The sequence below is a fragment of the Amycolatopsis melonis genome (assembly GCF_040064235.1).
In the GTDB taxonomy this organism is placed as follows: domain Bacteria; phylum Actinomycetota; class Actinomycetes; order Mycobacteriales; family Pseudonocardiaceae; genus Amycolatopsis; species Amycolatopsis melonis.
Genome location: NZ_JBDZYD010000006.1, coordinates 234,280 through 258,596, shown reverse-complemented (window position 1 = coordinate 258,596; position 24,317 = coordinate 234,280). Strand labels below are relative to the sequence as shown.

The 24,317-nt window shown below is 70.9% G+C and carries 26 protein-coding genes; 13 read left to right on the top strand and 13 right to left on the bottom strand.

What is annotated here, in order from left to right; translation table 11 throughout:
* Window positions 1-17: 17 nt before the first annotated feature.
* A complete protein-coding gene (locus tag ABJI51_RS18165; RefSeq protein ID WP_348952211.1) occupies window positions 18-1,010 on the top strand; it encodes a hypothetical protein in 993 nt (330 codons plus the stop codon).
* 87 nt (window positions 1,011-1,097) lie between these two features.
* On the opposite strand, the gene ABJI51_RS18160 is transcribed toward ABJI51_RS18165, so the two are convergent.
* Both ABJI51_RS18160 and ABJI51_RS18155 read right to left on the bottom strand, forming a co-directional pair.
* The gene (locus ABJI51_RS18160; protein ID WP_348952210.1) at window positions 1,098-1,280 is read right to left on the bottom strand and encodes a hypothetical protein; all 183 of its coding nucleotides are present in this window, start codon (window positions 1,278-1,280) and stop codon (window positions 1,098-1,100) included.
* A gap of 62 nt (window positions 1,281-1,342) precedes the next feature.
* Window positions 1,343-1,858, bottom strand: coding sequence for a hypothetical protein (locus ABJI51_RS18155; protein WP_348952209.1), 516 nt, complete (start codon window positions 1,856-1,858; stop codon window positions 1,343-1,345).
* Between the two features lie 208 nt (window positions 1,859-2,066).
* On the opposite strand from ABJI51_RS18155, the gene ABJI51_RS18150 reads away from it, so the two are divergent.
* Window positions 2,067-2,348 (top strand): early set domain-containing protein, encoded by a 282-nt coding sequence (locus ABJI51_RS18150; protein ID WP_348952208.1) that lies wholly within the window; start codon window positions 2,067-2,069, stop codon window positions 2,346-2,348.
* 3 nt (window positions 2,349-2,351) lie between these two features.
* Here ABJI51_RS18150 and ABJI51_RS18145 read toward each other — a convergent pair whose 3' ends face one another.
* A complete protein-coding gene (locus tag ABJI51_RS18145; protein WP_348952207.1) occupies window positions 2,352-3,059 on the bottom strand; it encodes a LysR family substrate-binding domain-containing protein in 708 nt (235 codons plus the stop codon).
* A 42-nt stretch (window positions 3,060-3,101) separates the two neighbouring features.
* Here ABJI51_RS18145 and ABJI51_RS18140 point away from each other — a divergent pair, with 42 nt between their 5' ends.
* Together ABJI51_RS18140 and ABJI51_RS18135 are read left to right on the top strand one after the other, a co-directional pair.
* Window positions 3,102-3,470: a DUF5997 family protein gene (locus ABJI51_RS18140; protein ID WP_348952206.1), complete on the top strand. Its 369-nt coding sequence runs from the start codon at window positions 3,102-3,104 to the stop codon at window positions 3,468-3,470.
* 57 nt (window positions 3,471-3,527) lie between these two features.
* Window positions 3,528-5,009, top strand: coding sequence for a kynureninase (locus ABJI51_RS18135; protein WP_489617903.1), 1,482 nt, complete (start codon window positions 3,528-3,530; stop codon window positions 5,007-5,009).
* 4 nt (window positions 5,010-5,013) lie between these two features.
* Here the strand turns inward: ABJI51_RS18135 and ABJI51_RS18130 are convergent, their stop codons facing one another.
* From ABJI51_RS18130 to ABJI51_RS18115, 4 genes are read right to left on the bottom strand one after another with little or no spacing between them, the layout of a single operon-like run.
* Window positions 5,014-5,640 carry a TetR/AcrR family transcriptional regulator gene (locus ABJI51_RS18130; RefSeq protein ID WP_348952205.1) on the bottom strand — a complete coding sequence of 209 codons (627 nt, stop codon included), beginning with the start codon at window positions 5,638-5,640 and terminating at the stop codon, window positions 5,014-5,016.
* A gap of 1 nt (window position 5,641) precedes the next feature.
* Complete coding sequence (locus tag ABJI51_RS18125; protein WP_348952204.1) at window positions 5,642-7,156, bottom strand: NAD(P)/FAD-dependent oxidoreductase; 1,515 nt, start codon at window positions 7,154-7,156, stop codon at window positions 5,642-5,644.
* On the bottom strand, window positions 7,153-7,341 hold the full coding sequence (locus ABJI51_RS18120; RefSeq protein ID WP_348952430.1) for a ferredoxin: 189 nt from the start codon (window positions 7,339-7,341) through the stop codon (window positions 7,153-7,155). Before ABJI51_RS18120 ends, ABJI51_RS18125 begins: the two co-directional genes overlap by 4 nt.
* Window positions 7,341-8,711 carry a fatty acid desaturase gene (locus tag ABJI51_RS18115; protein ID WP_348952203.1) on the bottom strand — a complete coding sequence of 457 codons (1,371 nt, stop codon included), beginning with the start codon at window positions 8,709-8,711 and terminating at the stop codon, window positions 7,341-7,343. The genes ABJI51_RS18120 and ABJI51_RS18115 overlap by 1 nt, the downstream gene beginning before the upstream one ends.
* 733 nt (window positions 8,712-9,444) lie before the next feature.
* Between ABJI51_RS18115 and ABJI51_RS18110 the strand changes: the two genes are divergently transcribed.
* Genes ABJI51_RS18110 through ABJI51_RS18095 form a run of 4 tightly spaced genes read left to right on the top strand, consistent with a single transcriptional unit; the run spans window position 9,445 to window position 13,254 of the window.
* Entirely contained in the window at window positions 9,445-11,844 is a 2,400-nt protein-coding gene (locus tag ABJI51_RS18110; protein ID WP_348952202.1) for a sensor histidine kinase, read from the top strand.
* Window positions 11,845-11,889: 45 nt separating this feature from the next.
* Complete coding sequence (locus tag ABJI51_RS18105) at window positions 11,890-12,315, top strand: roadblock/LC7 domain-containing protein (protein WP_348952201.1); 426 nt, start codon at window positions 11,890-11,892, stop codon at window positions 12,313-12,315.
* Window positions 12,312-12,683 carry a DUF742 domain-containing protein gene (locus ABJI51_RS18100; protein WP_348952200.1) on the top strand — a complete coding sequence of 124 codons (372 nt, stop codon included), beginning with the start codon at window positions 12,312-12,314 and terminating at the stop codon, window positions 12,681-12,683. The genes ABJI51_RS18105 and ABJI51_RS18100 overlap by 4 nt, the downstream gene beginning before the upstream one ends.
* The gene (locus ABJI51_RS18095) at window positions 12,664-13,254 is read left to right on the top strand and encodes a GTP-binding protein (protein WP_348952199.1); all 591 of its coding nucleotides are present in this window, start codon (window positions 12,664-12,666) and stop codon (window positions 13,252-13,254) included. Before ABJI51_RS18100 ends, ABJI51_RS18095 begins: the two co-directional genes overlap by 20 nt.
* A gap of 31 nt (window positions 13,255-13,285) precedes the next feature.
* Here ABJI51_RS18095 and ABJI51_RS18090 read toward each other — a convergent pair whose 3' ends face one another.
* Both ABJI51_RS18090 and ABJI51_RS18085 read right to left on the bottom strand, forming a co-directional pair.
* Window positions 13,286-14,656: a tryptophanase gene (locus ABJI51_RS18090; protein ID WP_348952198.1), complete on the bottom strand. Its 1,371-nt coding sequence runs from the start codon at window positions 14,654-14,656 to the stop codon at window positions 13,286-13,288.
* A gap of 69 nt (window positions 14,657-14,725) precedes the next feature.
* Window positions 14,726-15,838: a tryptophan dimethylallyltransferase family protein gene (locus ABJI51_RS18085; protein ID WP_348952197.1), complete on the bottom strand. Its 1,113-nt coding sequence runs from the start codon at window positions 15,836-15,838 to the stop codon at window positions 14,726-14,728.
* Between the two features lie 387 nt (window positions 15,839-16,225).
* On the opposite strand from ABJI51_RS18085, the gene ABJI51_RS18080 reads away from it, so the two are divergent.
* On the top strand, window positions 16,226-16,795 hold the full coding sequence (locus ABJI51_RS18080) for a hypothetical protein (RefSeq protein WP_348952196.1): 570 nt from the start codon (window positions 16,226-16,228) through the stop codon (window positions 16,793-16,795).
* Between the two features lie 247 nt (window positions 16,796-17,042).
* On the opposite strand, the gene ABJI51_RS18075 is transcribed toward ABJI51_RS18080, so the two are convergent.
* Entirely contained in the window at window positions 17,043-17,927 is an 885-nt protein-coding gene (locus ABJI51_RS18075) for an RNA polymerase sigma-70 factor (protein ID WP_348952195.1), read from the bottom strand.
* 113 nt (window positions 17,928-18,040) lie between these two features.
* Between ABJI51_RS18075 and ABJI51_RS18070 the strand changes: the two genes are divergently transcribed.
* Together ABJI51_RS18070 and ABJI51_RS18065 are read left to right on the top strand one after the other, a co-directional pair.
* Entirely contained in the window at window positions 18,041-18,598 is a 558-nt protein-coding gene (locus tag ABJI51_RS18070; protein ID WP_348952194.1) for a TetR/AcrR family transcriptional regulator, read from the top strand.
* 16 nt (window positions 18,599-18,614) lie between these two features.
* Complete coding sequence (locus ABJI51_RS18065) at window positions 18,615-19,328, top strand: cupin domain-containing protein (protein ID WP_348952193.1); 714 nt, start codon at window positions 18,615-18,617, stop codon at window positions 19,326-19,328.
* Here the strand turns inward: ABJI51_RS18065 and ABJI51_RS18060 are convergent.
* Window positions 19,316-19,774, bottom strand: coding sequence for a cupin domain-containing protein (locus ABJI51_RS18060; protein WP_348952192.1), 459 nt, complete (start codon window positions 19,772-19,774; stop codon window positions 19,316-19,318). The genes ABJI51_RS18065 and ABJI51_RS18060 overlap by 13 nt on opposite strands.
* A gap of 62 nt (window positions 19,775-19,836) precedes the next feature.
* On the opposite strand from ABJI51_RS18060, the gene ABJI51_RS18055 reads away from it, so the two are divergent.
* The gene (locus ABJI51_RS18055; RefSeq protein WP_348952191.1) at window positions 19,837-20,397 is read left to right on the top strand and encodes a TetR/AcrR family transcriptional regulator; all 561 of its coding nucleotides are present in this window, start codon (window positions 19,837-19,839) and stop codon (window positions 20,395-20,397) included.
* Between the two features lie 71 nt (window positions 20,398-20,468).
* Window positions 20,469-21,362: a TIGR03619 family F420-dependent LLM class oxidoreductase gene (locus ABJI51_RS18050; RefSeq protein WP_348952190.1), complete on the top strand. Its 894-nt coding sequence runs from the start codon at window positions 20,469-20,471 to the stop codon at window positions 21,360-21,362.
* 43 nt (window positions 21,363-21,405) lie between these two features.
* Here the strand turns inward: ABJI51_RS18050 and ABJI51_RS18045 are convergent, their stop codons facing one another.
* Window positions 21,406-22,563, bottom strand: a complete 1,158-nt coding sequence (locus ABJI51_RS18045) for a hypothetical protein (protein WP_348952189.1) — start codon at window positions 22,561-22,563, stop codon at window positions 21,406-21,408.
* A gap of 833 nt (window positions 22,564-23,396) precedes the next feature.
* Complete coding sequence (locus tag ABJI51_RS18040) at window positions 23,397-23,927, bottom strand: YrhB domain-containing protein (RefSeq protein WP_348952188.1); 531 nt, start codon at window positions 23,925-23,927, stop codon at window positions 23,397-23,399.
* Between the last annotated feature and the right edge of the window lie 390 nt (window positions 23,928-24,317).

The window sequence follows — 24,317 nt, the reverse complement described above, 5'->3', positions numbered from 1 at the left end:
GACAATCGGGAGGAAGGTTGCCCGACCGCACCCACCCGGCCATCGGACCGGCCGACGTCGCCGGGGTCCGCAGGCTGGCCCGCGCCGGCCTGCTCGCCGGCTCGGCCGAGGCCGCCCCGCCGGGCGCGCTGACCCGGCTGCGCGGAGCGGTGTACGCCGTGGCCTGGCCGCTGGTCTTCACGCGGATCACCAAGCCGCTGGAGCGCCGCCGCCGTCACCCCGACTGCGCGCGCGGGCTGGAGTGGCTCCGCCCGGACTGCCTCGACCGTTTCCACGACGACGTCGAAGCGGTGGTGGAGCACGCCCTGCGGCGCGCGACGGGCCCGATCGAGAACCTCGAGGGCTGGCTGGCCACCCGCCTCAGCCCGGCAACGGTCGACGCACACCGCCGCCGCCGCGGCGAACTCGGCGCGTTGCAACGACCTCGCCTCCCGGCCTGGCTGGCCGCGGAACTGGGCGGCGACCGCTGGCTGTGCGACCTGGCGGTCCAGATCCTGGTGTGGGTGGGGGTGCCGGCCACGGCGGGCGCGGAGCTGTGGCCCCTGGACGCCTGGGCGGCCCGCCGCATCGAGCTGACGGGCGACCCCCCGGCGGCCCGCGACACGCTCGACCGCGAGGTCCGCACGGTACTGGCGGCCATGCGCACCCGGCCGAAGTGGCACGCGGAGCACGTGGAGCGCCCGCTCGGGCACAAGCAGGCCCCGGTGGCCCCGGTGCCGGCGGAGTTCCCGGCCCTGCCACTGGCCGAGCCGCACGAAGCGGAGGACGCAAGGCTGGCGGACCTGGCCGAGAAGGCACTGAGGGCAATCGAGCGCCGCTTGGACCGCGGCGAACCCCCGGCAGCAGCGGTCGCAACGGTGATCCGCCTGGTGTTCGGCGGCACCGAGGTGACCCCGGAAGCCGGGTGGCGCGAGGAGGGATCGCGCGACGCCTGGCTGGCGGCGGCCCTGGCGGACCGGGCGCGGGTGGACGGGATCGTGGCCACGGTGCTGGCCATCCTGGACCGCTGAGGGTGGTGTCATGAACGACTCGTTCATGACGTCTGACGACATGAACGAGTCGTTCACAACACCACACCTCACGCCCCAGGCACGTCCTCACGCCACCCCATCCACCACCACGCGCCGACGGGCGTCGAACACCGCCGCGAGCACCTCCGGCGGCCAGCCCGCCACCCGGGCACGCGCTCCCGCGGCCGTCAGCTCGGCCAGCAGCACCGCGTGCACCGCCGCGCGGGTCGCGTCCGGGAGTCTCATGAGCGGGGCCGCTGGTTCGCTCACCCCGGCCTCCTCTCGCTCCGGGCCGCGTCCGCGGGCCCAGACTTCCCCTGACGGACGGCGGTTCAGCGCCACCACGGGGGCGGCGGCACCGGCAGCCGCAGCGGGCAGCCCGGGTGGCGGCCCGCCCAGCAGTCCGCGAGCCAGCGGGTCAGCGCGACCGGCCCGAGGAGGCTGTCCTCCCACACCGGCGTCAGCTCGCCCGCCCGCCGCAGCACCTCTTCCGCCGTGCCGCAGAAGGCGATCACCGCCGCGATGGCCGCGTCGGCGCGTTCACTCGACCAGGCGACCGCGGCTCCGGGCAGCCGGGCCGGGATGGCCAGGCCGGTGCCGACGGTGCAGTTGCGCGCCAGCTGCACGGCGAGATCGAACTCGACCGCTTCGGCGTGGCACTGCCGGGCTCGCCAGCGAGGCGAAGCCGCGGCCGCGTGCAACCCGGCCAGCCGGGCGGCGACCAGCCCGTCCCACACCGTCAGGAGCACCGCTCGCGTGTCGGCCGGATGGACACCGGCGAGCTCGTGGGTGACGGCGCTGAGCCAGGCACACGGGTCCTTGACTTGACGATCAGCGGCGACGGTCACGGCAGACAGTTTCCCACCGCCGTCCACCGCCAACCCCGGGATGATCATGGTTCACCCGCAGGACCACCCGGTCGGTGGCGGCCCGTTGGGCCGTGCCGTAACCCGATCGGGCACTGCGCGTGACCAAATCGTCACAGCTGTGCGATCATGTCGGCGCTCAGTGCCGAGCACGTCCTCCCCGACCGTCTCCGCGAAAGGCCGCCACCGCGTGATCAAGATCAGCAAGAGCCGGGCCGGCACCCAGCGCGTCACCTTCAGCCTGCCGATCGGCGCGCCACCCGGACGAGTGAGCGTCGTGGGCTCGTTCAACGACTGGACGCCGGGGCGGCACCACCTCACCCCGCGGTCGAACGGCCGCCGCTCGGCGTCGGTCGACGTCGAGCCGGGCACGGTCATCCAGTTCCGCTACCTCGGCGAGAACGGCCTCTGGTTCGACGATCCGGACCTGCCCGACCGCGCCGACGGCAACTGCGTCTGCACGACCGCCTGATTCTCAGGACCGGCGGCGCGGCTTTCCCCGCCGGGCCCCGCCGGCACTGCCGCGCCGCGCCGGTTTCGCCGCGGCGGGCTTGCGTTCCGGCCGCTTGCGTTCCGCGGGCGCCTGCTGCTGCCGCCCGCGCGTGCTGTTGACCGTGCGGCCGCGGACGATCCCGATGAACTGCTCCATCAGGTCGGTCGTCTCCTCGTCCAGCCACGACAGCGCCACGCTCGACTGCGGCGCGTCGGCGACCGGCCGGTAGGTCAGGTCGCGGCGGTGGTGCAGCCGAGCGAGCGACTGCGGCACCACGAGCACGCCGATGCCGGCCGCGACCAGCTCGACGGCGTCCGCCGTCGTCTCCGGCCGCGAGACGGCCGGGCGCCCCGGCAGCGACGGCCACTCCAGCGTGTCGTCGAGGGGATGCAGCACGACGTCGTCCGCCAAGTCCGCTGTGGACACTTCGTCCGCCGCCGCGATCAGATGGTCCTTGGGCACCACGACAACCGTCGTCTCGGTGTAGAGCGGGATGGCGTGCAGGCCGTCCCGGTCGATCGGCGAGCGCAGCAACGCCGCGTCGGCAGCGCGCTCCCGGAGCAGGCCGGTCGCTTCCGCGGCGGCCACCGGGACGAGGGTCAGCGGGACGTCCGGCACGCGCTCACCCCAGGTCCGCACCCACTTGGCGGGCGTCGCCCCGGGGACGTACGCGAGACGGAACGAGGTCACCGGGTCAGGCTACCGGGCGGGCCGCTGGCTACCCTGGACGGCATGACGTCGCACAAGACCACCCAGACGATGAAGCCCGCGACGGCGGCGAAGAAGCTGGGTGTGTACCTCGAAGCCACGCCCGCCGAGTTCCGGGAGGGCGTCGTCTCGCGCGACGAGCTGAACGCACTGCAGGCCAACCCGCCCGAGTGGCTGCGCGAGCTGCGCCGCACGGGCCCGCACCCGCGGCCGGTCGTGGCGGCGAAGCTGGGCGTCTCCATCGGCGGCCTGACCCGCGGCGGCATCACCGAACCGCTGACGACCGCGCAGATCGAGGAACTGAAGGCGGAAAACCCCGACTGGCTGGTCCGGGAACGCGCCACCCAGGCCGAGGTCCGCAAGGAAGCGGTGCGGCTCAAGAAGAACGGCTGAGCCGGGGGTGTTCGACACCTGATCGTGTAGTCGAACTTCTGTTCGACGGCCGGTAACGTGGACGTCGTGGACAGAACCTTCGCCCTGCACGCCGGCCCGGTCGCCATCGCCGACCGTCTCGGTGAGCTGTTCGCGGTCATGCGATCGTGGGTGGCTGCGATCTGCGCCCTGCTCGTGGGGATTGAGCAGGGCGGGGTGATGTTCGGAATCCGTTCCGTGGTGCGGATTCTGGAACCTTGCCCGGCAGGCCGCCGAGGTGTTCGTCGAACGGCATCTCCAGCCCGTCCGGCCGAGCCGACCGAGCATGATGGCGGTATGACGCACGACATCTCCGCCGAACGTGCCGCCCTGCTCGATGCCGAAGACGAGCTGGCCGGGTTTCGGGATCGGTTCCTTCCCATCACCGATCCCGGTGTTGTCGCCTATCTCGACGGGAACTCCCTCGGCCGTCCCCTTCGTGCCACCGCGGAACGGCTGCAGCACCTCGTTGCCGAGGAGTGGGGTGGCCGGCTGATCCGGTCCTGGGACGAGCGCTGGCTGACCCTGCCCGAAGAGATCGGGGACGAGCTGGGCCGCGTTGCCCTCGGTGCCGCGCCCGGTCAGACCATTGTGGCCGACTCGACCTCCGTCTGTCTCTACAAGACACTCCGGGCCGCCGTTGCGCTGCGGCCGGGGCGGGACGAGATCGTCACCGACACCGCCAACTTTCCCACCGACCGGTTCCTCGTCGACAGCGTCGCCGACGAGCTGGGCCTGACCGTCCGGTGGATCGACGCCGATCCGCTCGCCGGGGTCCTGCCCGAAGACGTCGAGCGCGTCATCGGGGCGCGGACCGCCGCCGTTGTTCTGTCGCATGTGGACTATCGGTCGGCGGCGATTGCCGATCTGGCCGCCATTACCCGGCTGGCGCACGACCATGGCGCTCTCGCCGTCTGGGATCTCTGCCACAGCGTCGGGTCGGTTCCCGTTGCGCTGGATGCCGCCGGGGCCGACTTCGCCGTCGGGTGCACCTACAAGTTTCTCAACGCCGGGCCCGGATCGCCCGCCTTCCTCTACGTCAACGCCCGGCACCACGCGGCCTTCGGCCAGCCGATCACCGGCTGGATGGGCGCCGCCGACACCTTCGGCATGGCCGCGCGCTATGTGCCCGCGCCCGGCATTCGCCGCGCCCTGTCCGGGACGCCGCCGGTGCTCGGCATGGCCGGTGTGCAGGAAGGCGTTGCGCTGCTGGCCGAAGCGGGCATCGAACGGGTGCGGGCCAAGGCGGTCGCGCTGGGCCGGTGGGTGCTGGCACTCGCCGATGCCTGGCTCGTTCCGCTCGGCTTCACCATCGCCTCGCCGCGGGACGACGAACGCCGCGGTGGGCACGTCACCGTCGGGCATCCGGACGCCGAACGGCTTTCGCGCGTGTTCATCGACCACGGTGTGCTGATCGACTTCCGCCGTCCCGATGGCATCCGCATCGGGCTGAGCCCGCTGACCACCGGCTTCGCCGAGGTGCGGCGGGCGGTCGAGCGCATGCGGGAGCTGGCCGGCTGACGCGTCAGGTGTGCCGCAGCGACGGCGTGGCGTCCACGCCCAGGACGCGCGCCGCGATCCAGGCCAGGCCGTCCGCCGTGCGGGCCGGCGTGTCCGACGGCTGCATCACGTGGCTGAGGACCGCGCGGACCACCAGGTCGATCACCACACCAACCTGTGCCTCCGCGAGGGGTGGCCGGTACGCCGCCACGCGCTCGGCCAGCACGGCCTTGGCCTGGGTCAGCAGCGCGCCGGCGTCGGTCGTCAGCAGCGGGAGGAGCTCGGGGGCCGTGCCGTGGGTCGCCGAGACGATCGCGCGCAGCAGGACGTTGTCCTCGGCCAGTTCGAGCACCGCGCGGACGGCCTCGTAGATCGCCTCGACGAGGTCGTCCGGGTGCCGGTCGAACGCGGCGCCGACCACCGAGAGGAACCGGTCGAGCTCGTGCGCGACCATCGCCTCGGCCAGCGCGGCCTTGGAGCCGATCTCGTTGTACACCGTCTGGCGGCTGACGCCGGCCAGCTCGGCCAGCCGGGCCATGGTGACCGCCTGCCAGCCCGACCGCGCGGTCAGCTCGATCGCCGCGGCGATGATCGGCCGCCGGTGCGGACCGCCCTCGGGCGGTGCCGGAAGTGCCGCGCTCATGATCGTCATTCTAGGCCGTACCCGCGAAGTCCAGAGCCTCCGCCCAGCGACCACGCGCGGCGATCCGCCTGCGGTACTTCATGATCTCCCGCGGCCGGTCGACGGTGAGCGCGCCCACGATCCGCTCGCCGCGGCGGTACAGCGTGACGTCGCCGGTGGTGACAACCTCATCCGCGTGCGGCGTCCCCACGAACTGGACCCGATGGCCATACCAGTCGGACCAGAAGTACGGCACGGTCGCCACCGCCCGCGCCGATGCGGGGTCAAGCGCATGCCTAGCCGCGGCCGCCCCCTGCTCGGCGGCGCTCGTCCAGTGCTCCAGCCGCATCGGCTCGCCGTCGAACAGCGGGTTCGCCACGTGTGCAACATCGCCCGCCGCGTAAACGCCCGGCGGCCCGGCCGCCAGGGTGGCATCGCACACCACGCCACGGTCCCGGGGGTGCAGCGGAACCCCGCTGCCCTCCAGCCAGCCAGTCGCCGGCGCCGCACCGATCCCGGCGACCACGAGGTCCGCGGGCAGCACCTCACCACCGACCAGCCGGACACCGCCAGCCACCCCGGCCTCGACCTCGGAGCCGAACCGCCCCTCGCCACCAGCCAACCGCACACCACCAGCCACAGCGCCGCCGACCCCGGAGCCCAGCTGCCCCTCACTACCAGCCAGCCGCACACCACCAGCCACAGCACCGCCGACCCCGGTGCCCAGCCGAGCCTCGTCACCAGCCAGCCGCACACCGCCAGCCACAACGGCCTCGACCTCGGAGCCGAACCGCCCCTCACCACCAGCCAACCGCACACCACCAGCCACGACAGCGTCGGCCTCGAAGCCGAACCGCCCCTCACCGCCAGCCACAACGCCGCCGACCCCGGAACCGAGCCGCCCCTCACCACCAGCCAGCCGCACACCACCCGCCACAACGGCCTCGACCTCGGTACCCAGCCGCAGGTCGGTGCCCGCCGCGTGGTGGAGTCCGGCCAGCACGGCTCCGGCCGTCTCGCCGACCGCGCGGGCGAGCGGGACCGGGGCCGCCTCGACGATGGTCACCGGCAGCCCTCGGGCGCGGGCCGCCGACGCGACTTCGGCGCCGATGAACCCCGCCCCCACCACCACCGTGCGCGCCCCTCGGTCCAGCGCGGCGCGCACCGCGAAGGCGTCTTCGGCGGTGCGCAGCGAGTGCGCCCCCGGCAGGCGGCGGGCGGTCGCGCCGGTGGCGATGACCAGGGCGTCGTAGCGCACAGCCGTCCCGGCGACGGTCACCTCGCGCACGTCGGTGTCGAGGCTTTCGGCCGGCGCGCCCAGCATCAGCTCGACACCGAGTTCGCCGCGCAGTACCTCCTCGGAGTGGAACGGCTCGACCACCCGCGGCCCGCCGGCGGCGAGGAACGCCTTGGACAGCGGCGGCCGATCGTAGGGCAGGTGCTCCTCGGCGCCGACCAGCACGATCCGGCCGCGGTAGCCGGTGCGGCGGGCGGACTCCACGGCGCGCAGCCCGGCCAGCGACGCGCCCACGACGACCAGCGTCATGTCAGCTTCAGCGCCAGCACGGGACACGCGTCGACCGCGGCGGTGACGTCCGCGCGGTGCTCCTCGCCCGGCTGCTCGTCGAGCACCACGACCGTGCCGTCGTCGCCGACCTCGAAGAAGTCGGGCGCCATTGCTTCACACATGCCGAGACCGTCGCACCGGCCGCGGTCCGCCTCGATCCGCATCACGCACCCACCCGGCCCGGCGCGACGAAGTCGACCTTCTCGCGCACGCCACAGTCGGGGCAGCACCACGAGTCCGGGATCGCCGACCACGGCGTGCCGGGCGGGAAGCCTTCCCGCTCGTCGCCGAGCTTCTCGTCGTAGACGTACCCGCAGCCCGGGCACATGCCGCCCTCGGTGGCGTCGCCGTGGGTGTCGGCGGCCTCCGGCACGGACGCGGTGACGCGGGTTCCGTAGCGCGCCAGGACTTTCGCGCGCTTGCCGGGCTGGATGTTGGCGCGCGCCATGTCGCCGTCGAAGTGGGCGAGCACGCGCGGATCCATCACGCGGCGCCACAGCGGCGGCACGAGCGCGAGGACGATCATCCCGGCGTACCCGGTGGGCAGCACCGGCGATTCGGGGAAGTCGCGCAGGGTCTGGTAGCGGCGGGTCGGGTTGGCGTGGTGGTCGCTGTGCCGCTGCAGGTGGTAGAGCAGGACGTTGGTGGCGATGTTGTTGGAGTTCCAGCTGTGGCTGGGATCGACCCGCTCGTACCGGCGCCTGCCGGGCACGCCGACCCGGCGCCGCAGCATGCCGTAGTGCTCCATGTAGTTGACGACCTCCAGCAGCGAGAATCCGACGACCGCCTGGATCACCAGGTACGGCAGGATCCCGGCGCCGAGCCAGGCGACCATCGCCGCCCACAGCACCGCCGACATCAGCCAGGCGTTGAGGACGTCGTTGCCGAGGCGGAAGGGGTGCTTGCCGCGCCGGGCGTAGCGCTTGCGCTCCAGCCGCCACGCCGACTTCAGCGAGCCGAAGACGGTACGCGGCCAGAAGCGGTAGAAGCTCTCGCCGACGCGGCTGCTCGCCGGGTCCTCCGGGGTCGCGACGCGGACGTGGTGGCCGCGGTTGTGCTCGATGTAGAAGTGGCCGTAGAAACTCTGCGCGAGCGCGATCTTGGACAGCCAGCGTTCGTGGCTCTCCTTCTTGTGGCCCAGCTCGTGCGCGGTGTTGATGCCGATCCCGCCGATGCAGCCGATGGAGACGGCAAGCCCGATCTTGTCGGCGACGGTGAGATCGCCGCGCGCGATCAGCCAGAACGCGACCGTGAAGCCGAGGTACTGGACGGGCAGGAACGCGAAGGTGATCCACCGGTAGTAGCGGTCGTTTTCGAGCCGTTCGAGGACGTCGTCGGGCGGATTGCCGCGGTCGAGCCCGGCGACCAGGTCGACGGCGGGGACGATCACGAGGATCACGACCGGGCCGATCCAGAACCACCCGCCCCACCCGGTCGCGGCGTGCAGGCCGATGGCGAGGAACGCCAGGGACGGCACCACCAGGCCGATCAGCCACAGGTACCGCTTGCGGTCGCGCCACTGCGGTTCGCTCATCACACCCTCCTCCTTGAGGTTTACAGAAGGATAGGTGATGTACAGATTGCTTGACAATCCCAGCCACTTTGTCGAGTGCTGGCGGGCGCGAAGTGTCCTGAAGGGGATTGAAGGTCGACAGCGGCGGCGTTCGAGAACCTCGGAGCCACCCGGCCGGAGTCATCGCCGCAGGCGTCCGGCAAGGTCGCCGGGGTCGCGCGCCGCCAGCGCCTCGGCTTCCGTCACACCCTGCCGCCAGGCTCACACCTGCGCGGCCACCCAGCCGTGAGCCGTCCCGTCGCGACGACGTCGCGAAGTCGTGCCCGGCGAACACCATCGGCAGGCGGCAGACCGGACAGCGGTACCCGCCCGCCCGCGGGGTACTTCCGGGCAAATGTGACACCCTTCTTTCCACCGTCCCGGACACGCGAGACGCCGCATCGATCATTTCACTTTCACCCGTTCGGCCCAATGCCCGGTAGACCGAATTTCGCCGCGGCGCCGGTACCTGAGGAAATACCGGTAATCGCCCCGATGCAGACAGTAAACGCTGTTCGCGGCCCCCTGGACGGCCGTCCGGCAGGTGGGTCAGCGGCACCGGGGCAGCGGGGTTCGTGGTAAAAAACGGACCCTGATCGATTCCGCGGCAACACGGAGGGTGAGGCGAGCGGCAGCTGTGGTGGTTCGTCGTGTCCGCTTCCTCGTCCGGTTCCCCATTCTTCGCCGACCGTCACTCAGGAGTTCGTGAACCGCCGTGCTGAACAAAGCTGACAAGGACGAGTCGGACCGGCCGTACGACAAGTCGATCCGCAAAAGGCTGACCAGGACCGTTCTCATTCCCAGCATCACGCTGCTGGTGCTGTGGACCGCGGTCGCCTCGTACTTTCTCTTCAACGGCCTCTACGTGCGGCTGGTCGCGGTCTCCGTGCGCGAGGTCTCCATCCCCGCCGTGACCGCGCTGTCCTCCCTCCAGCAGGAACGCCAGCTGGCCCTGCAGTACCTGGACAACCCGGCGCTCGGCCCGGCGCGGCTGCAGGACCAGCAGAAAGCCACCGACGAACGGCTCGGCGCCCTGCAGGCGGCCTTCGCTTCGACGATCTCCAGCGCGCCGGACGAGATCGCGACCAAGGTCAACGCGCTGAAGGCCCAGTTCGACCAGCTGCCGGTGCTGCGCTCGCAGGTCAACTTCCGCAGCATCGACCGCGCGCACGTCAACGGCTACTACAACGGCGTGTTCGACACGGCGTCGAGCCTGTTCGACACCCAGGCCCGCATCGTGCCCGACGCCACCGCCGTGCCGGGGGCCATCTCGGCGACCGCGGTGTTCCGGGCAGGCGACATGATGTCGCGGGAGACGTCGCTCGTCTCGACCGCGTTCGCGGCCGGGACGTTCGCCCCCGACGACTACGTGCAGTTCGCCGAGCTGTCCGGCTTCTACAAGATGCAGCTGGCCCAGATCGCGCCCTTCCTCGAACCCGAGGTCCGGGACCGCTACCAGAAGCTCGTCGACAGCGCCGCGTGGCGGCAGCTGTCGGCCCAGGAGGACGCCCTCCTCAAGCACGGCCCGTGGTCGACCGGCGAGCAGGCGGGCGTGCCCGTCAGCGCCGCCGACTGGGAGAACGCCACCGGCCAGGTCTCCAAGGCGCTCACCGACCTGACGATCACCCAGGCGGACAAGGTGTCGGCGGCCGCGATCGACTCCGGGGACGCCCAGCTGCGCAACGTCATCCTCGGCAGCATCCTGGCGCTGCTCGCCTCGCTGGCGGCGATCATCGTCGCGGTCCGGGTGTCCCGCTCGCTCGTCGACCGGACGCTGATGACGCGTCTCGCGCGGCTGCGCAACGACTCGCTCGACCTCGCCCGCAACCGGCTGCCGAACATCGTCCAGCGGCTGAAGAGCGGCGAACCGGTCGACCTGAAGGAAGAGCTGCCGCAGCTCGACCACGGCCGCGACGAGATCGGCCAGGTGGCCGAGGCGTTCAACGTCGCCCAGCTGACCGCCGTCAACGCCGCGGCGAGCGAGGCCAAGGCCCGCAGCGGCGTGCACAACGTGTTCCTCGGCATCGCCCACCGCAACCAGGTCCTGGTCCACCAGCAGCTGCAGATCCTCGACGAGATGGAAGCCCGCGAGGACGACTCGACGCAGCTGGCGTCGCTGTTCCAGCTCGACCACCTCGCCGCGCGCGCCCGCCGCACCACCGAGAACCTGATCATCCTCGGCGGGAAGCAGCCCGGCCGCCGCTGGCGCAAGCCGGTCGCGCTGATGGAGGTGCTGCGGGCCGCGGTCTCGGAGACCGAGCAGTACGCGCGGGTCCAGGTCGAGCAGGTGCCGGACGTCGCCATCGTCGGCGCCGCCGTGGCCGACACGATCCACCTCGTCGCCGAGCTGGTCGACAACGCGACGTCGTTCTCCCCGCCCGGCTCGCCGGTCGAGGTGACCAGCCGCATGGTCGCGCGCGGTGTCGTCGTCGACGTGTCGGACCAGGGCCTCGGCATGAAGGAAGCCGTCCGCGAGTGGGCCAACGCGATGATGGCGGAGGCACCCGAGTTCGACGCGATGGCGCTGCGGGCCGACTCCAGCCTCGGCCTGTTCGTGGTCGCGCGGCTGGCCGCGCGGCTGGGCATCACCGTCACCTTCGACCCGTCCCGCTACGGCGGCCTGCGCGCCACCGTCCTCATCCCGTCCCAGCACCTGGCCGGCGAGCACGGGACCCCGGCCGCCGAGACCTCGCCTGCCGAGCAGACCGCGGTCCTCGCCCCGGTGGGTGCTCCCGCGCCGCAGGCCACGGAAAGCCCGCTCCGTTCGATGGACACGCCCAGCTCGTTCAGCGGCCAGATCCCGATGAAGCGAGACACCAAGCCGAGGCCGTACCCGGCACGCCCGCTCGCCGAGCCCGACGCCCTGCCGTCCGTGCCCGCGGCGGTGCCGGACCCCGAGCCCGCCGCCGCGCCGCCGTCCGCGGCGGAGCAGCAGCCGACCGACAACCGGCCCCGGCTGCCGCGGCGCGAACCGCAGCAGAACCTCGTCGCCCAGCTCGAGCACGAACCGGACGACTCCGACGACGTCGTCGCACCGGGGGAAGGCACCGCGCGCACGCTCGCGGCGTTCCACAAGGGCACCCGCCGCGGCCGCGGCGGGCCGGACGAGACGTAGCCAGCACCCAGGAAAGTCCACACAGGAAAGTCAAGGTCTCGCCGCATGAACGAGTACGGGAACGCCAAACCCGATCTCAACTGGCTGCTCGACGACGTCGTGAACCGCGTGGTCGGGGCGCAGAACGCGATCGTGCTGTCCGCCGACGGGCTGCTGATCGGCAAGTCGGCCGGGATGAGCAAGGACGACTCCGACCAGCTCTCGGCCATCGCCTCCAGCCTGCAGAGCCTCGCCAAGGGGGTGAGCAAGCAGTTCAACCGCGGCCCGGTGCTGCAGAACATGATCGAGATGGAACGCGGCTACCTGTTCGTCTCCGCGGCGGGCCAGGGTGCCTGCCTCGCCGTGCTGGCCGCCGACGACGTCGACGTCGAGATGATCGCCTACGAAATGAGCCGGCTGGTCAAACGGGTCGGGGACTACATGGCGTCCGCGCCGCGCGAGGCGGCCGGCGTCCTGCGGGAGGCCACATGAGTGCCGAAGACGGCTGGTACGACGAAGCTGCCGGGCCCCTGGTCCGGCCGTACACCATCACCAGCGGGCGGACGCCGTCCGACACGGCGCGGCTGGACCTGTCCACCCAGGTCATGACCCTGCGCTCGGAGCAGGAGCCCGCCGGGCTGGGCCCGGAGCACCAGGCGATCGTGCAGCTGTGCCGCCGTCCGGTGTCGGTGGCCGAGATCGCGGTCTACGTGAAGATCCCGCTGGGGGTCGTGCGCGTGCTCGTCGGGGACCTGATCGAACGCGGTCTCGTCATCACGCGCTCCCCCTCCCACAATCCGGTGCAGGCGCCGGACCTCGAAACACTCCAGGCGGTTCTCGATGGCCTCATCAAGTACTGACCCCGCGGGGGCGGACCTGGTCCCCACGCCGGTCAAGATCATCATCGCGGGCGGGTTCGGTGCCGGGAAGACCACGATGGTCGGCTCGGTGAGCGAGATCCCGCCGCTGACCACCGAAGAGGTGCTCACCGAGGCGAGCGCCGGAGTGGACGACCTGTCCGGCGTGGAGCGCAAGACGACCACGACGGTCGCACTGGACTTCGGCCGGATCACCATCTCGCCGCGGCACGTGCTGTACCTGTTCGGGACGCCGGGCCAGGCCCGCTTCTGGTTCATGTGGGACGACCTGGCGCGCGGCGCGATCGGGACGGTCGTGCTCGTCGACACGCGGCGGCTGGAGACCAGCTTCGCCGCCATCGACTTCTTCGAACGCCGGAAGATCCCGTTCGTCGTCGCGGTGAACTGCTTCGACAACGCGCCGCGCTACACCACCGACGAGATCCGCGAGGCGCTGGTCGTGCCGGACCGGGTGCCGATCGTCATGTGCGACGCCCGCGACCGGGACTCGAGCAAGCTCGCGCTGATCCGGCTGGTCAAGCACGCGATGACGGTGGTGCCGGTCCGCGTCTGAGTCCCGGTGCGGGGATCGTCGGCGGGGAACCTCAGGCGGGTGCCATCCGGAGGTTGAAGTGCCGCAACGTCGCGGGCGCTTCGACGATCCGGTAACCGGGCACCCGCTCGGGGTTCTTCGCGATGTCGGCGAGCACCTCGGCCACGTAGTCGAAGTGTCCCTGCGTGTAGACGCGGCGCGGCAGCGCGATCCGGACCAGCTCGAACGGCGCGGGCGTCACCAGCTCGTTGTGCTCGTCCAGCGTCCCGAGGTAGAGCGAGCCCAGCTCGACGCAGCGGATCCCGCCCTCCAGGTAGAGCTCGCAGGCCAGCGCGTGCCCGGGGAACCTGCTCGCCGGCAGGTGCGGCAGCAGGCGTCCGGCGTTGAGGTAGAGCGCGTGGATGCCCGGCGGCTGGACGATGTCGACGCCGGCATCGTTGGCCTGCTGGGCCAGCCGCGCGGCTTCGGCGGCACGGGCGCCGAGGTAGTTCGGGTCGAGGACTTCCCGGAGGCCCTGGGCGACGCGGTCGAGGTCGTGCGCCCCGAGACCGCCGTAGGTGCGGAAGCCCTCGGTCGCGATCAGGTTCGTCTCGCAGCGCTGCGCGAGCTCGGCGTCGTTCAGGCCGATGAACGCGCCCATCGGCGAGATGCCGTCCTTCTTCAGGCTGGCGACGCAGCCGTCGACGAGCCCGAACGCCTCCTCGGCGACCTCGCGGGGCGTCTTGTCCTGGTACCCGCTTTCCCGCTGGATGACCAGCCAGGCGTTCTCGGCGAACCGGGCGGCGTCGAGGAAGATGGGCACACCGTGCGCGCGGCACAGCTTGCTCGCGGCCCTGAGATTGGCCATCGACACGGGCTGCCCGCCGCCACCGTTGTTGGTGATGGTCACCAGCATCATGCCGACCCGGTTCCCGTCCGGACCGGTCAGGATTTGCTCCGCGGCGGCGAGGTCGATGTTGCCCTTGAACGGTTCCCGGCTGTCCAGGTCACCGAACTCGGCGCACGGCAGGTCCCGTGCCTCGGCGCCGAGAAGTTCGACATTCGCCCGCGTCGTGTCGAAATGCGTGTTGCTCAGGGAAATCCTGCCCGGCGCGAGCACGGCGGAAAAGAGCACGCGCTCGGCGGCCCGGCCCTGGTGCACCGGCAGGATGTGCGGGTAGTGCGTCAGTTCGGAAAGAACACTCCGGAAGCGGAAGAACGACTCGGAACCGGCGTAGGAGCGGTCCGCGGCGGTCGCAGCCGCCTCCTGGGCGGTGGACACCGCGCCGGTGCCGGAGTCGGTGAGCAGGTCGATCGTGACCATGTTCGCAGGCAGGTTGAAGGCGTTGTAGCCCGCCGCGGCGAGCGCCTGCTCCCGCTGCGGCCGCGTGGTGATCGGGATCTCGGTGACGACCTGGGCCCGGTACGGCGGAAAAGTCCGCATGTCTGTTTTCCTCCACTGTGACGAACGAGCCGGGGAAGCCCGGTGTTTCAGCGTGTTTTCATCCCGTTTTCAGCGCGAAACACCGAGCACAGGGCGACGGCGGGCGGGCATGACCCGATAGGCTTCCGAGGACAGGTACACCGTGATTCCCGAGCCGAACTCCCCCACCCGCAGCGAGACGTGGGAAATCAGGCCGACACCGTTTCGGAGGTTCCGGCCGGAAACAGCGGAGATCGCGTCGTCGAGCTTTTCGCCGTCGAAGTCGTACTGAGCAAGGATGGCCTGCACCCGCGCCCGCGCGACAGCGTCGTCGGGGACATAGCTGCGAATCGGGAGATAAAGGCTGTAATTGCCCGGCCGGTCCTGGTGACCTTCGACGAACGAGTAGCTCGAGACCAGCGGCCGGTCCCGGAAGGGCCCTTTTCCGCCACCGAGGACCGCGCAGAACTCACGGATCTGCAGCGGGTCGACGCCGGGCACGAGCGCGGCGGCGCGTTCGACGTCGGAGCAGTCCGCGGCTTCGTGCGCCACGTACACCTTCACCCGCGACCGCGGCCCCCGGTCGAGGTCGAGCGCGAAGAAGGCGAAGCTGTCCTGCCCGGCGCGGGGAAGAGCGTGCTCGGTCACCGGACCGAACGCGCCCGGGATGCCCAGCCGCCGGAGTCCCTCGCCGACCAGGGAATCCGCCTGGGCCGGGCCACTGATCTGGGGGTTGAGGTAGACCTTGATCCGCGGGTCGCGGCCGGGGCGGAAGATCAGCGAGTACCACAGGGTGAACGGTCCCTGGCGCTCCCCGGGCGGCAGGAAGAGGTCACTCACCGTGTCCAGCCGGGTGGTGTCGAGGCGGTACTCGGCGGCGACGGAGTCGAGGAAGTCCCGCGGCGCCGACGGCACCGCACTCTCCCCGAGCACGCGTACCGCACATTCGCCCGTTGTGTCAAATGCGACCGAAAATTCGATCGGAGTTGTGTCGTCTGCCACATTCGAGGAGAATGACGGCGGATCCGCGAGACTGCTCTCGCCACCGGGTCCGAGTAACTTACCGAGCAGTTCGCGGGGACGCCGATCGGCGGGGTCGAAACCGAGCACCTCAGTCAGTCTGTCAAGCTGCCCGCCGGTGTGTTCGTAGAGTGATAAAGTGGCCATCGACACACCCGCTCCGACCATGGTTCTGTCATTCACCGTTCATTCGTGCATACCGCATTCTGCGTATGCCATTGATACATACAGCGCAACGAACCGCCCCCTCGGTGGCGCGATATTGCGGCTGGCGATCAGATTAATCGGAAGATTCTGTTAGCGCTACCCCTGTCGGGGCGACAACGGGACGAAGATGTCGTGTCCGAGTGTGCTCATCGTCCGGCAAGTTCACCTGAACACCGCCTGGACAGAACGGCGAAGCACCGGTAAGTCCCGTCCGCTGTGGCCGGCCGCCGCGGCTCGGCACGGTTCGTCCACTACCTACCGTGGTGTGTCCACTCGCACCGGACCGCCTCCTGACCCGCCGTCGAAGGCGGCTTCACGCACCGTGACCCGGGCAATCCGCGGCGGCCGTATTAGGCTGCCGCTGTGCGCACAGCCCGGATCGCGTCGATCCTCCTGGTCGGGGCCGGCCTGATCACGTATTCGGGCTGGCTGCTCGAGTTCTTCGTGCCGACGGGCGTGTCGCCGGTGCGCGATCCGGTGGACGCGCTGCTGACCGGGCCGCCGGTGTTCCGGATCGTGCTCGCGGTCTCGGGGATCAGCTTCTTCCTGGCCGGGCCGCCGCTGCGCCGGCTCGCTCCGGTGCAGTGGCAGTCGCGGATCGGCGCGATGTCGGTCAGTGTGTTCGGCGCGCTCGTGCTGGGCTACGCCGCCGTCCCCGGCAACGTCGTGCTCTCCCTGCTGCTGAACGCGGTGTTCGTGGTCGGCGCCGCCAGCCTGGTGCTGTGGTGGCCGCCCGGCTGGCGCCGGATCGCCGTCGTCGGCCTGGTCCTGGTGCTGGCGACCTGGCTGGCCGTCCTCGTGGCGGGCGTCTTCGGCGAGTTCGAGGGGGTCTTCACCCGGCTGCAGCTGGTCGTCCGGGTGGCACTGCTGGGCGCCGGCGCAGGTTACGTGCTGCTCACCTCGGGGTCGCAACAGGCTCATCGGGACGGCTGAGCGGCCCGTGCCGTTGACCCGCAACGCTTTCGCGCGTCCGGCGAACCGGTGCCGGGGAAGAAAGCCGGTCGCGACTCCGGGACGGCGGGGGCGCGGACGCCCCGGAGCAGGGGGACGCGACCGGCCGGCTCAGGGACCGCCGATCGTCCCCTTCGATCTTCGGCGGGCACGTGCGAGCCTCCCCCGGGCCCCGGCGTCCCCGCACCCGGGCAAGTACCCGGCTCCCTACCCGTCCTGATCGCCCGGGTCAGCGCAGCGTCAACGGCGTCTCGGCCCCGACCCGGGTCAGCTTCTCCGGGTTGCGGACGTAGTACAGGCCGGTGATGCGGCCGTCCTCGACGCTGGCCGCCATGACCCCGTCGAGCTCGCCGTCGAGCCGCAGCACGAGGGCCGGGTTCCCGTTGACCGTGGTGGGCTCGGTGGTGAGCACCCCGGCCGCCTTGCCGATGCCGCCGAGGACCAGCCGGGCCAGCCGGTCGGCGCCGGTGACCGGCCGCGGCACGGCCTGCTTGACGCCGCCGCCGTCGCTCATCAGCACGACGTCCGGGGCGAGCACGTCGAGCAGGCCCTGCAGGTCCCGGTCCGCCAGCGCCCGCTGGAAGGACTCCAGCACCGCCCGGGTCTGGCGCGCGGAGACGGTCTCGCGGGGACGGCGGGCGTCGACGTGCCGTCGCGCGCGGTGCGCGATCTGGCGGACCGCCGCGGGCGTCTTGCCGACGGCTTCGGCGATTTCGTCGTACCCGACGTCGAAGACCTCGCGCAGCACGAAGACGGCGCGTTCGGTCGGCGCCAGCGTCTCGAGGACGAGCATGAGCGCCATCGACACGCTTTCGGCGAGCTCGACGTCGTCGGCGACGTCCGGGGTGGTGAGCAGCGGCTCGGGCAGCCACGGCCCGACGTAGGCCTCCTTGCGGCGCTTCATCGTGCGCAGCCGGTTGAGCGAGAGCCGGGTGGTGATCCGGACCAGGTAGGCGCGGGCGTCCCGCACCTCGGCCGGTTCGACCCGCACCCACCGCAGCCAGGTCTCCTGGAGCACGTCCTCGGCGTCGGCCGCCGAGCCGAGCATCTCGTAGGCGACCGTGAACAGCAGGTTCCGGTGCGCGACGAAGGTGTCGGTGGCGTGGTCGCTCATGGTCTCTCCAGGGTCGCATTGCCGGGCCGGCCATCAAGACACCGGGCGCCGCGAGGTTGTGACATGACGTGGGTCACTTGATTCTGTACCTACTGGTATGTACAGTCCAGGCCATGGGGACCAGGGATCAGCTCATCGACAGCACGCGCGAGCTGTTGTGGGAGCGGGGTTACGTCGGCACGAGCCCCAAGGCCATCCAGCAGCGGGCCGGCGCCGGCCAGGGCAGCATGTACCACCACTTCGCGGGCAAGAAGGACCTCGCGCTGGCGGCCGTGCGGCGCAGTGCCGCGGAACTGCTGGCCACGGCGGAGGCCCAGCTGCGCACGCCGGGCACCGCCGTCGACCGCATCACCGCCTACCTGCGGCGCGAGCGCGAAGTCCTGCGCGGCTGCCCCATCGGCAGGCTCACCCAGGATCCCGAAATCGTGGCCGATCCCGAGCTGCGCGCGCCGGTGGACGAGACACTCGGCCGCCTGCGTGCGCGGCTGGCCGAGGTGCTCGACGAAGGCCGGTCGGCGGGCGAGCTGCCCGCGACGGCCGACACCGCCGCGCTGGCCGCCACGATCGTGGCCGTCCTGCAGGGCGGTTACGTGCTGGCCAGGGCCGCCGCCGCGCCCGAACCGTTCGACCAAGCCGTGTCCGGCGTGCTTTCGCTGCTCGCCGCCCTCTGACGACTCAGGAGTTTCCGTGCACGTCCACCACCTTCCGGCCACCAGCACCGCCGCGCCCGCCGACGCGATCACCGGCAGCGCGTGGATCACCCCGCTCGCCGGTCCCGACGGCCCGTCGCGCACCCGGGTCGACCGCGTGCAGTTCGCCCCGGGCGCCCGGACCCGCTGGCACCGGCACCCGCTCGGGCAGGTTCTCGTCGTCACCGACGGCACCGGCTACGTCCAGCGCGAAGGCGGCCCGGCCCAGCTGATCCGGTCCGGTGACACCGTCCGCGTCGAGCCCGGCGAATGGCACTGGCACGGCGCGACCGACACCACGCCGATGACGCACCTGGCGATCGAGGAGATTCCCGCCGACGGCCGCCGGACGGAGGTCGGCGAACCGGCCGCCGTCCCCGCCGTCACCCGGCAGCTGCTGCTCGACCAGCAGCTGCCGGAACCCCGCCTGGTCGGTCACGTCGAAGTCCGCCGGATCACGATCGCACCGCACCACAGCCCCGGCCTGCACGTCCACAATGGACCGGTCTTCGGCAGCATCGAAAGCGGCTCGGCCGTCTACCAGATCGAGGGCGAAGCCGAGTCGGTGCTCATGCCGGGAGACATCTTCTACGAACCGGAATCGACGCGCATCGCCCAGTTCACCGCCCAGGACGACGGGGTCACGTTCCTCGGGTACTTCCCGGCGGGACCGGGCGAAACCCCGCGCCTGGACCTGGTTCACCCGTCGTAGGCGATGGCGTGCCGGGCGGCGACGGGGTTGATCTTCACCGGGTCCAGCCTGCCATCGGTGAGCACCGCCGGGCCCGCCTCGATCAGGTCCTCGAGGTAGTGCTCCCAGCCGCCCGGCGACGAGATCTGCAGAACCCGCGGCGGTGGCTGGGAAACCGCACGCAGGGCGTGCGGGACACCGTGCGGCAGCACGACGAACGCGCCCTTCCCGGCCACGTGCGACTCGTCGTCGAAGTCGATGCCGAGTTCGCCGTCGAGGACGTAGAGGCACTCGTCGGCCTCGAAGTGGGTGTGCCGCGGGATGTCGCGGACCAGCGTGACTTCCAGCAGCGAGAACCGGCCCTCGGTGTCCTCGGTCATCGCCTTCACCGCGAACGCGGGCGGCAGCCGGACGCGCCCGCGGCGCACCTCGCCGGGCTCCAGCAGGACGAAACGTGCCTTGGTCATGGGGTATCCTCCGCTAAGTGGAAACGGACTCCGATTCCAGATTAGCCGGAGGAGGTCGAGTCTTGTCAACGGAGCGCAGGCCACGCGCGGACGCCGAACGCAACCGGGCGCGGGTGCTCGAAGCGGCCCGCACGCTGTTCGCCGAGCGCGGCGACGAGGTCCAGCTGCCGGAGATCGCGCGCGCCGCGGGCGTCGGGGTGGGCACGGTGTACCGGCACTTCCCCGACCGGCGGGCGCTGGTCGAGGCCGCGGCGGAACAGCGGTTCGCCGAGATCGAGCGGTACGCGCGGACGCGCTGCCTCGGCGAAGGTCCGGGCCTGGAGCGCTATCTCCGGCACGTCGGGAACGTGCTGGCGCGGGACCGCGGCCTGTCGGCGGCCGTCGAAGCGGCCCGCGGCTCGGCGGGCAGCGAGCCCCGCGGCGACGCCCGCGCCGGCCTGGAATCCGCGGTGGCGCAGGTGCTCGACCACGACCGGGCGGCGGGCCTGCTGCGCGAGGACTGCACGGTGGGTGACGTGTTCCTGCTGGTCGGCTGCCTGTCCTCGGTGGTGCGTACCGGCAGCGGCGACTGGCGCCGGTTCCTCGACCTCGTGCTGGACGGCCTCCGGCCCCGAACTGCTTGAACGGGCAACCAGGTGGGAGTACTACTGGCAGCAGGACCGGCGAGGTCCGTTCACGCTTCAGGGGAGAAGCAATGCCACTTGGTTTCAGCCTTCCGGTGTTCGGCAAGGCAGCGGCCACCCCGGGCGGGATCGCGCGGTACGCGCGCGAGGCGGAGAAGGCGGGGGCGGCGAGCCTCTGGGTCGGCGACCGCCTGCTGTCGCCGGTCGCCCCGGCGGTGCCCTACCCCGGCTACGAAACGATGCCAGAGGAGTTCCACACCGCCCAGGACCCGTTCGTCGCACTGACCATCGCGGCGGCGGTGACCGAGACGGCGGTGCTCGGGTCCAGCACGATCAACGCGACCCAGTACCAGCCCGCCAACCTGGCCAGGACACTGACGAGCATCGACGTCGCCAGCAACGGCCGCCTCCTGCCCGGCCTCGGCATCGGCTGGTCCCCGGACGAGTACGCGGCGGTCGGCATCCCGATGAGCGAGCGCGGCAAGCGCCTGGACGACCTGCTCGACCTCCTCGAGACGTGGTGGACGAAGGATGTCGTGTCCCACGAGGGCGTCGGCTACGCGATCCCGGAGACCAACGTGGCACTGAAGCCGGTCCGCAAGCCCCCGGTCCACCTGGCGGGCTTCGGCGAGAAGGCCCTGCGCCGCGTGGCCGAGCGAGCGGACGGCTGGCTCCCGGTCTGGTCGGTGCCCGAGCAGTTCCCGGTGGACATGGTGACCTCGACCCTGGCCAAGATCCGCGAGGACGCCGAGAAGGCAGGCCGCGACCCGAAGGCACTCGGCGTGGCCCTGCGCGTGAACGCGGCCCCGGGCACGACCCCGGAGGACATCGCGGCGGCCGTGGCGAAGATGACCGAGCTGATCGACCCGGACCACACGTTCGTCGACCTGACGTACCTGACGGGCAGCGTGGACGAGCACCTCGACCTCACCGGCCGCCTGCTGGACCTGACGGCCAAGGGCTGAGGACCGCGGTGCCGCCCTTCCCGGAGGGCGGCACCGAAGCCGCTCAGCGGTCGAGGAGGCGGTGAATCCGCTGGGCGCCCTCGGCCACCTTGGCGACCGCGGGCTGCCCGGTGATCGTGTCCGCGTTGAGGCTTACCCGGACGACTGTACGGCCGAGGTGGAAGTAGACGGTGGCTCCGCCGGTCACGTGCTCTCCCGGCATGCCGCAACTGACGTCGCCGACAGGCTGGGCCAGCGGACCGCCCATCCCCTTGGTCGCCATGTAGTCGCAGAGCTGCCGGGTCATGTCGGCCGCGATCGCCGGGCCCTCTGCGTAGATCGTCTGCTCGACGGTCAAGCTTGCCGAGTCGCGCCGGATCCGGTCGAGCAGCGACATGCGGCTGCAGGTGATCTGGATGGCGTTGCGAAGCACCCCGAAGTTCTCGCCTTCGCCGAATATTTCCTTCTGGAGTCCGTCGGTCGGCAGAGCCGTAACCGCAGTGAAGACCTCGGGCGGCAGGGCATCGCACGGTCTGGCGACGAGGTTGTAGGGCTCCGGGTAGCTGCGTTCGGGCATCGACCGGGGGCCCGCGGCGATGTTCCTGGTGATGCCGTCGACGAGCTTGGCCAAGGCCGTTTCGCCGCCGGTCATCGCCGAAAAGGTGCGCACGGTGAGGGTGAAGGCGTTGGCGCCACCGTGACCGCCGTCGTCGAACGCCACGGTCACCTCGTCGTCCCCTTTGCCGGCGAGGCGGGCGTACCGGACACCGTGGGCGGTCGCGACGGTCCCCGACCGGGGCAGCGCGGCGGAACGCCACGCGAAATCGCTGGAGAGCTTGACGTTGAGCGTCGCGAGAACGAGCTCGGGATCGCTGCCGCCACGGCCCGCGGGCCGCTGGACACGGACACCGCACGAGATGGGTTCGTAGGTGGTGCCGGCCAGTTCCGGGCGGTCCCCGCCCGGGCTGAGCCGGGTTCCGCCGACCGTGGCGCGATCGACGTACTTCAGCCCGGCGGCGGTGACGACGTCCTTGGTGAGCACCGCGCACGCGTAGTACACGGGCGTGCCCGCATAGGTCGCCACCGGCTCGCTGCCCGGCTTCTCCACCAGGATGTCCGCCCGCGAGGTGGGTATCTCGGCAGGCTGCCCTGCCGGTGCGGCTTGACATGCGGAGAGCCCGAAAGCCGCCAGGACGACGGCAGCCACAAGACGGCAGGTCATCTTCATCTCCCCCAGTGCGATGAACGGCAACTATGGCACCGCCCGCCAGCGCTCCGGCAAGGGGGAGGTCACACGCTCGCGGTCACCTCGTCCCGCGACAGGCAGGCATCCAGCGATTCGCTGGACGAGCCGGGGAACACGGACGCGGTGGTGGAGCGGCACTACCGCAACCGGCGGAAGGCGAACCCGGCGTCGGCCGCCGCGCTGGAGACCACTGAGACGGCGGCGTGAATCTGGAGAGTTTCTGGACACCTCGGGCCGATCGAGCCAAGACGCGAAGAAGGCCCAGGTCGATGACCTGGGCCTCTGCTTCCCCGCTTGGACTCGAACCAAGAACCCTCCGGTTTATTGGCTCGAGTCGTTTCGTGTCGACGTCAGTCGGTCTAGCTGGGATATTTGCAATCGCTCATGCTCTGAGTCGACGACAGTCGACCTGGTTCCACATGCAATTTCGCCCTTAAATCGCCCCTAGTTCGACAGCCAGGCCGCCGCGCGCCTACCCGCAGTCGCCAACGACGCCATCGGCGTTGTGCCACGCACTCTGGGCGGCTGCCCCCAAGAAGGGACGACCTGACCATCTGATTACAAGTCCGCCGCTCTGGTGTAGTGGTGAGTGTCGCCGCGTGCCGTTCTGCACCGATAAGTGCAGGTCAATCGGTGTTTTCACAGAGTTGGGGTGTCGTGAAGTGTCGCCCAGTGTCAGGCACTACTTCGGCAACGGAGCCCCATAGGAGACGCACAGGCCGCCGTTTCTGGCCCACTGTCGACACGGGCCAAGCCATTCAAGGCGCGCCCGCGCCGGCTGAACCGGCGCGCAAGACAAGAACCAACGGTCATGTGTACAGATTCGGTCCTGACAAACGCGACCACACCCTGCGCTTGACCGGCGGCCGGGGCAAGTGAGAGCGAACGTGCTCCGGGACTGGCACGCCGGCTGCGACAGCTTCGATGTACTCCTTGGCGCCTTGCGCTCCGAGATCAGATGCGGACGCCCGCACGAACCGAAGCGCGTCGAGGCGCTGACCGGAATCGATCAGCTCAGTTATCTGGATCCGCAGCGGGTCACCGCGTTCAATCCCGCGAACTTGCTCGAGATAGTCCTCGATCCACTCACCGGACGCGAGATCACCGGCCGCGTGCACCATGTGCAAACTGCCGTCCACCCCATCGACCAGGAAGGGACCGTGGCCCACCACCATGTCGATCATTTCGCGGGTGCGCACATAACGCTCACCCTGAGCGTGGATCACCCAACCGAGCCGGTGCGGACCGACGTCAGTGATCACCATCGTTGGACCACCCCGCGTCGACCACCCCGCCAGATGCCGCTCCACCACCTCGATCGCCCACGCCTTCGACACCATGACCACAGACTATGGAGGAGGCTGGCGGGTGGGTGACGCCCGCCAGGGACGGAGATCACGCCATGAGCTGCCGACGTGTCAGGAAGTACGGCCCAGGTCAGGACGCCGGCGTCGAGATCGCGGGACGCCGCGGCACCCAGGCCAGCTTTGCAACGTCCTCTCACATGCCGACGAGCAGACGGGTCGTCGGCTCGACGTGGTCTGTAGCTCAGGGTTGAATTCGGCTCGGCATGCTGGCGGGGCCGCGGAGGTGCGCTCAGCCGTTTGGGGCAGCATGTCGGCTTTTGCTCTCTTGGTGGAGCAGGGATCGGGATACTGGGTCGATGAGTCACCGACCTGAGGTGCCGCCAGCCAGTGGCACGGCCAACAGCGTGGACGGTGACGTATCCG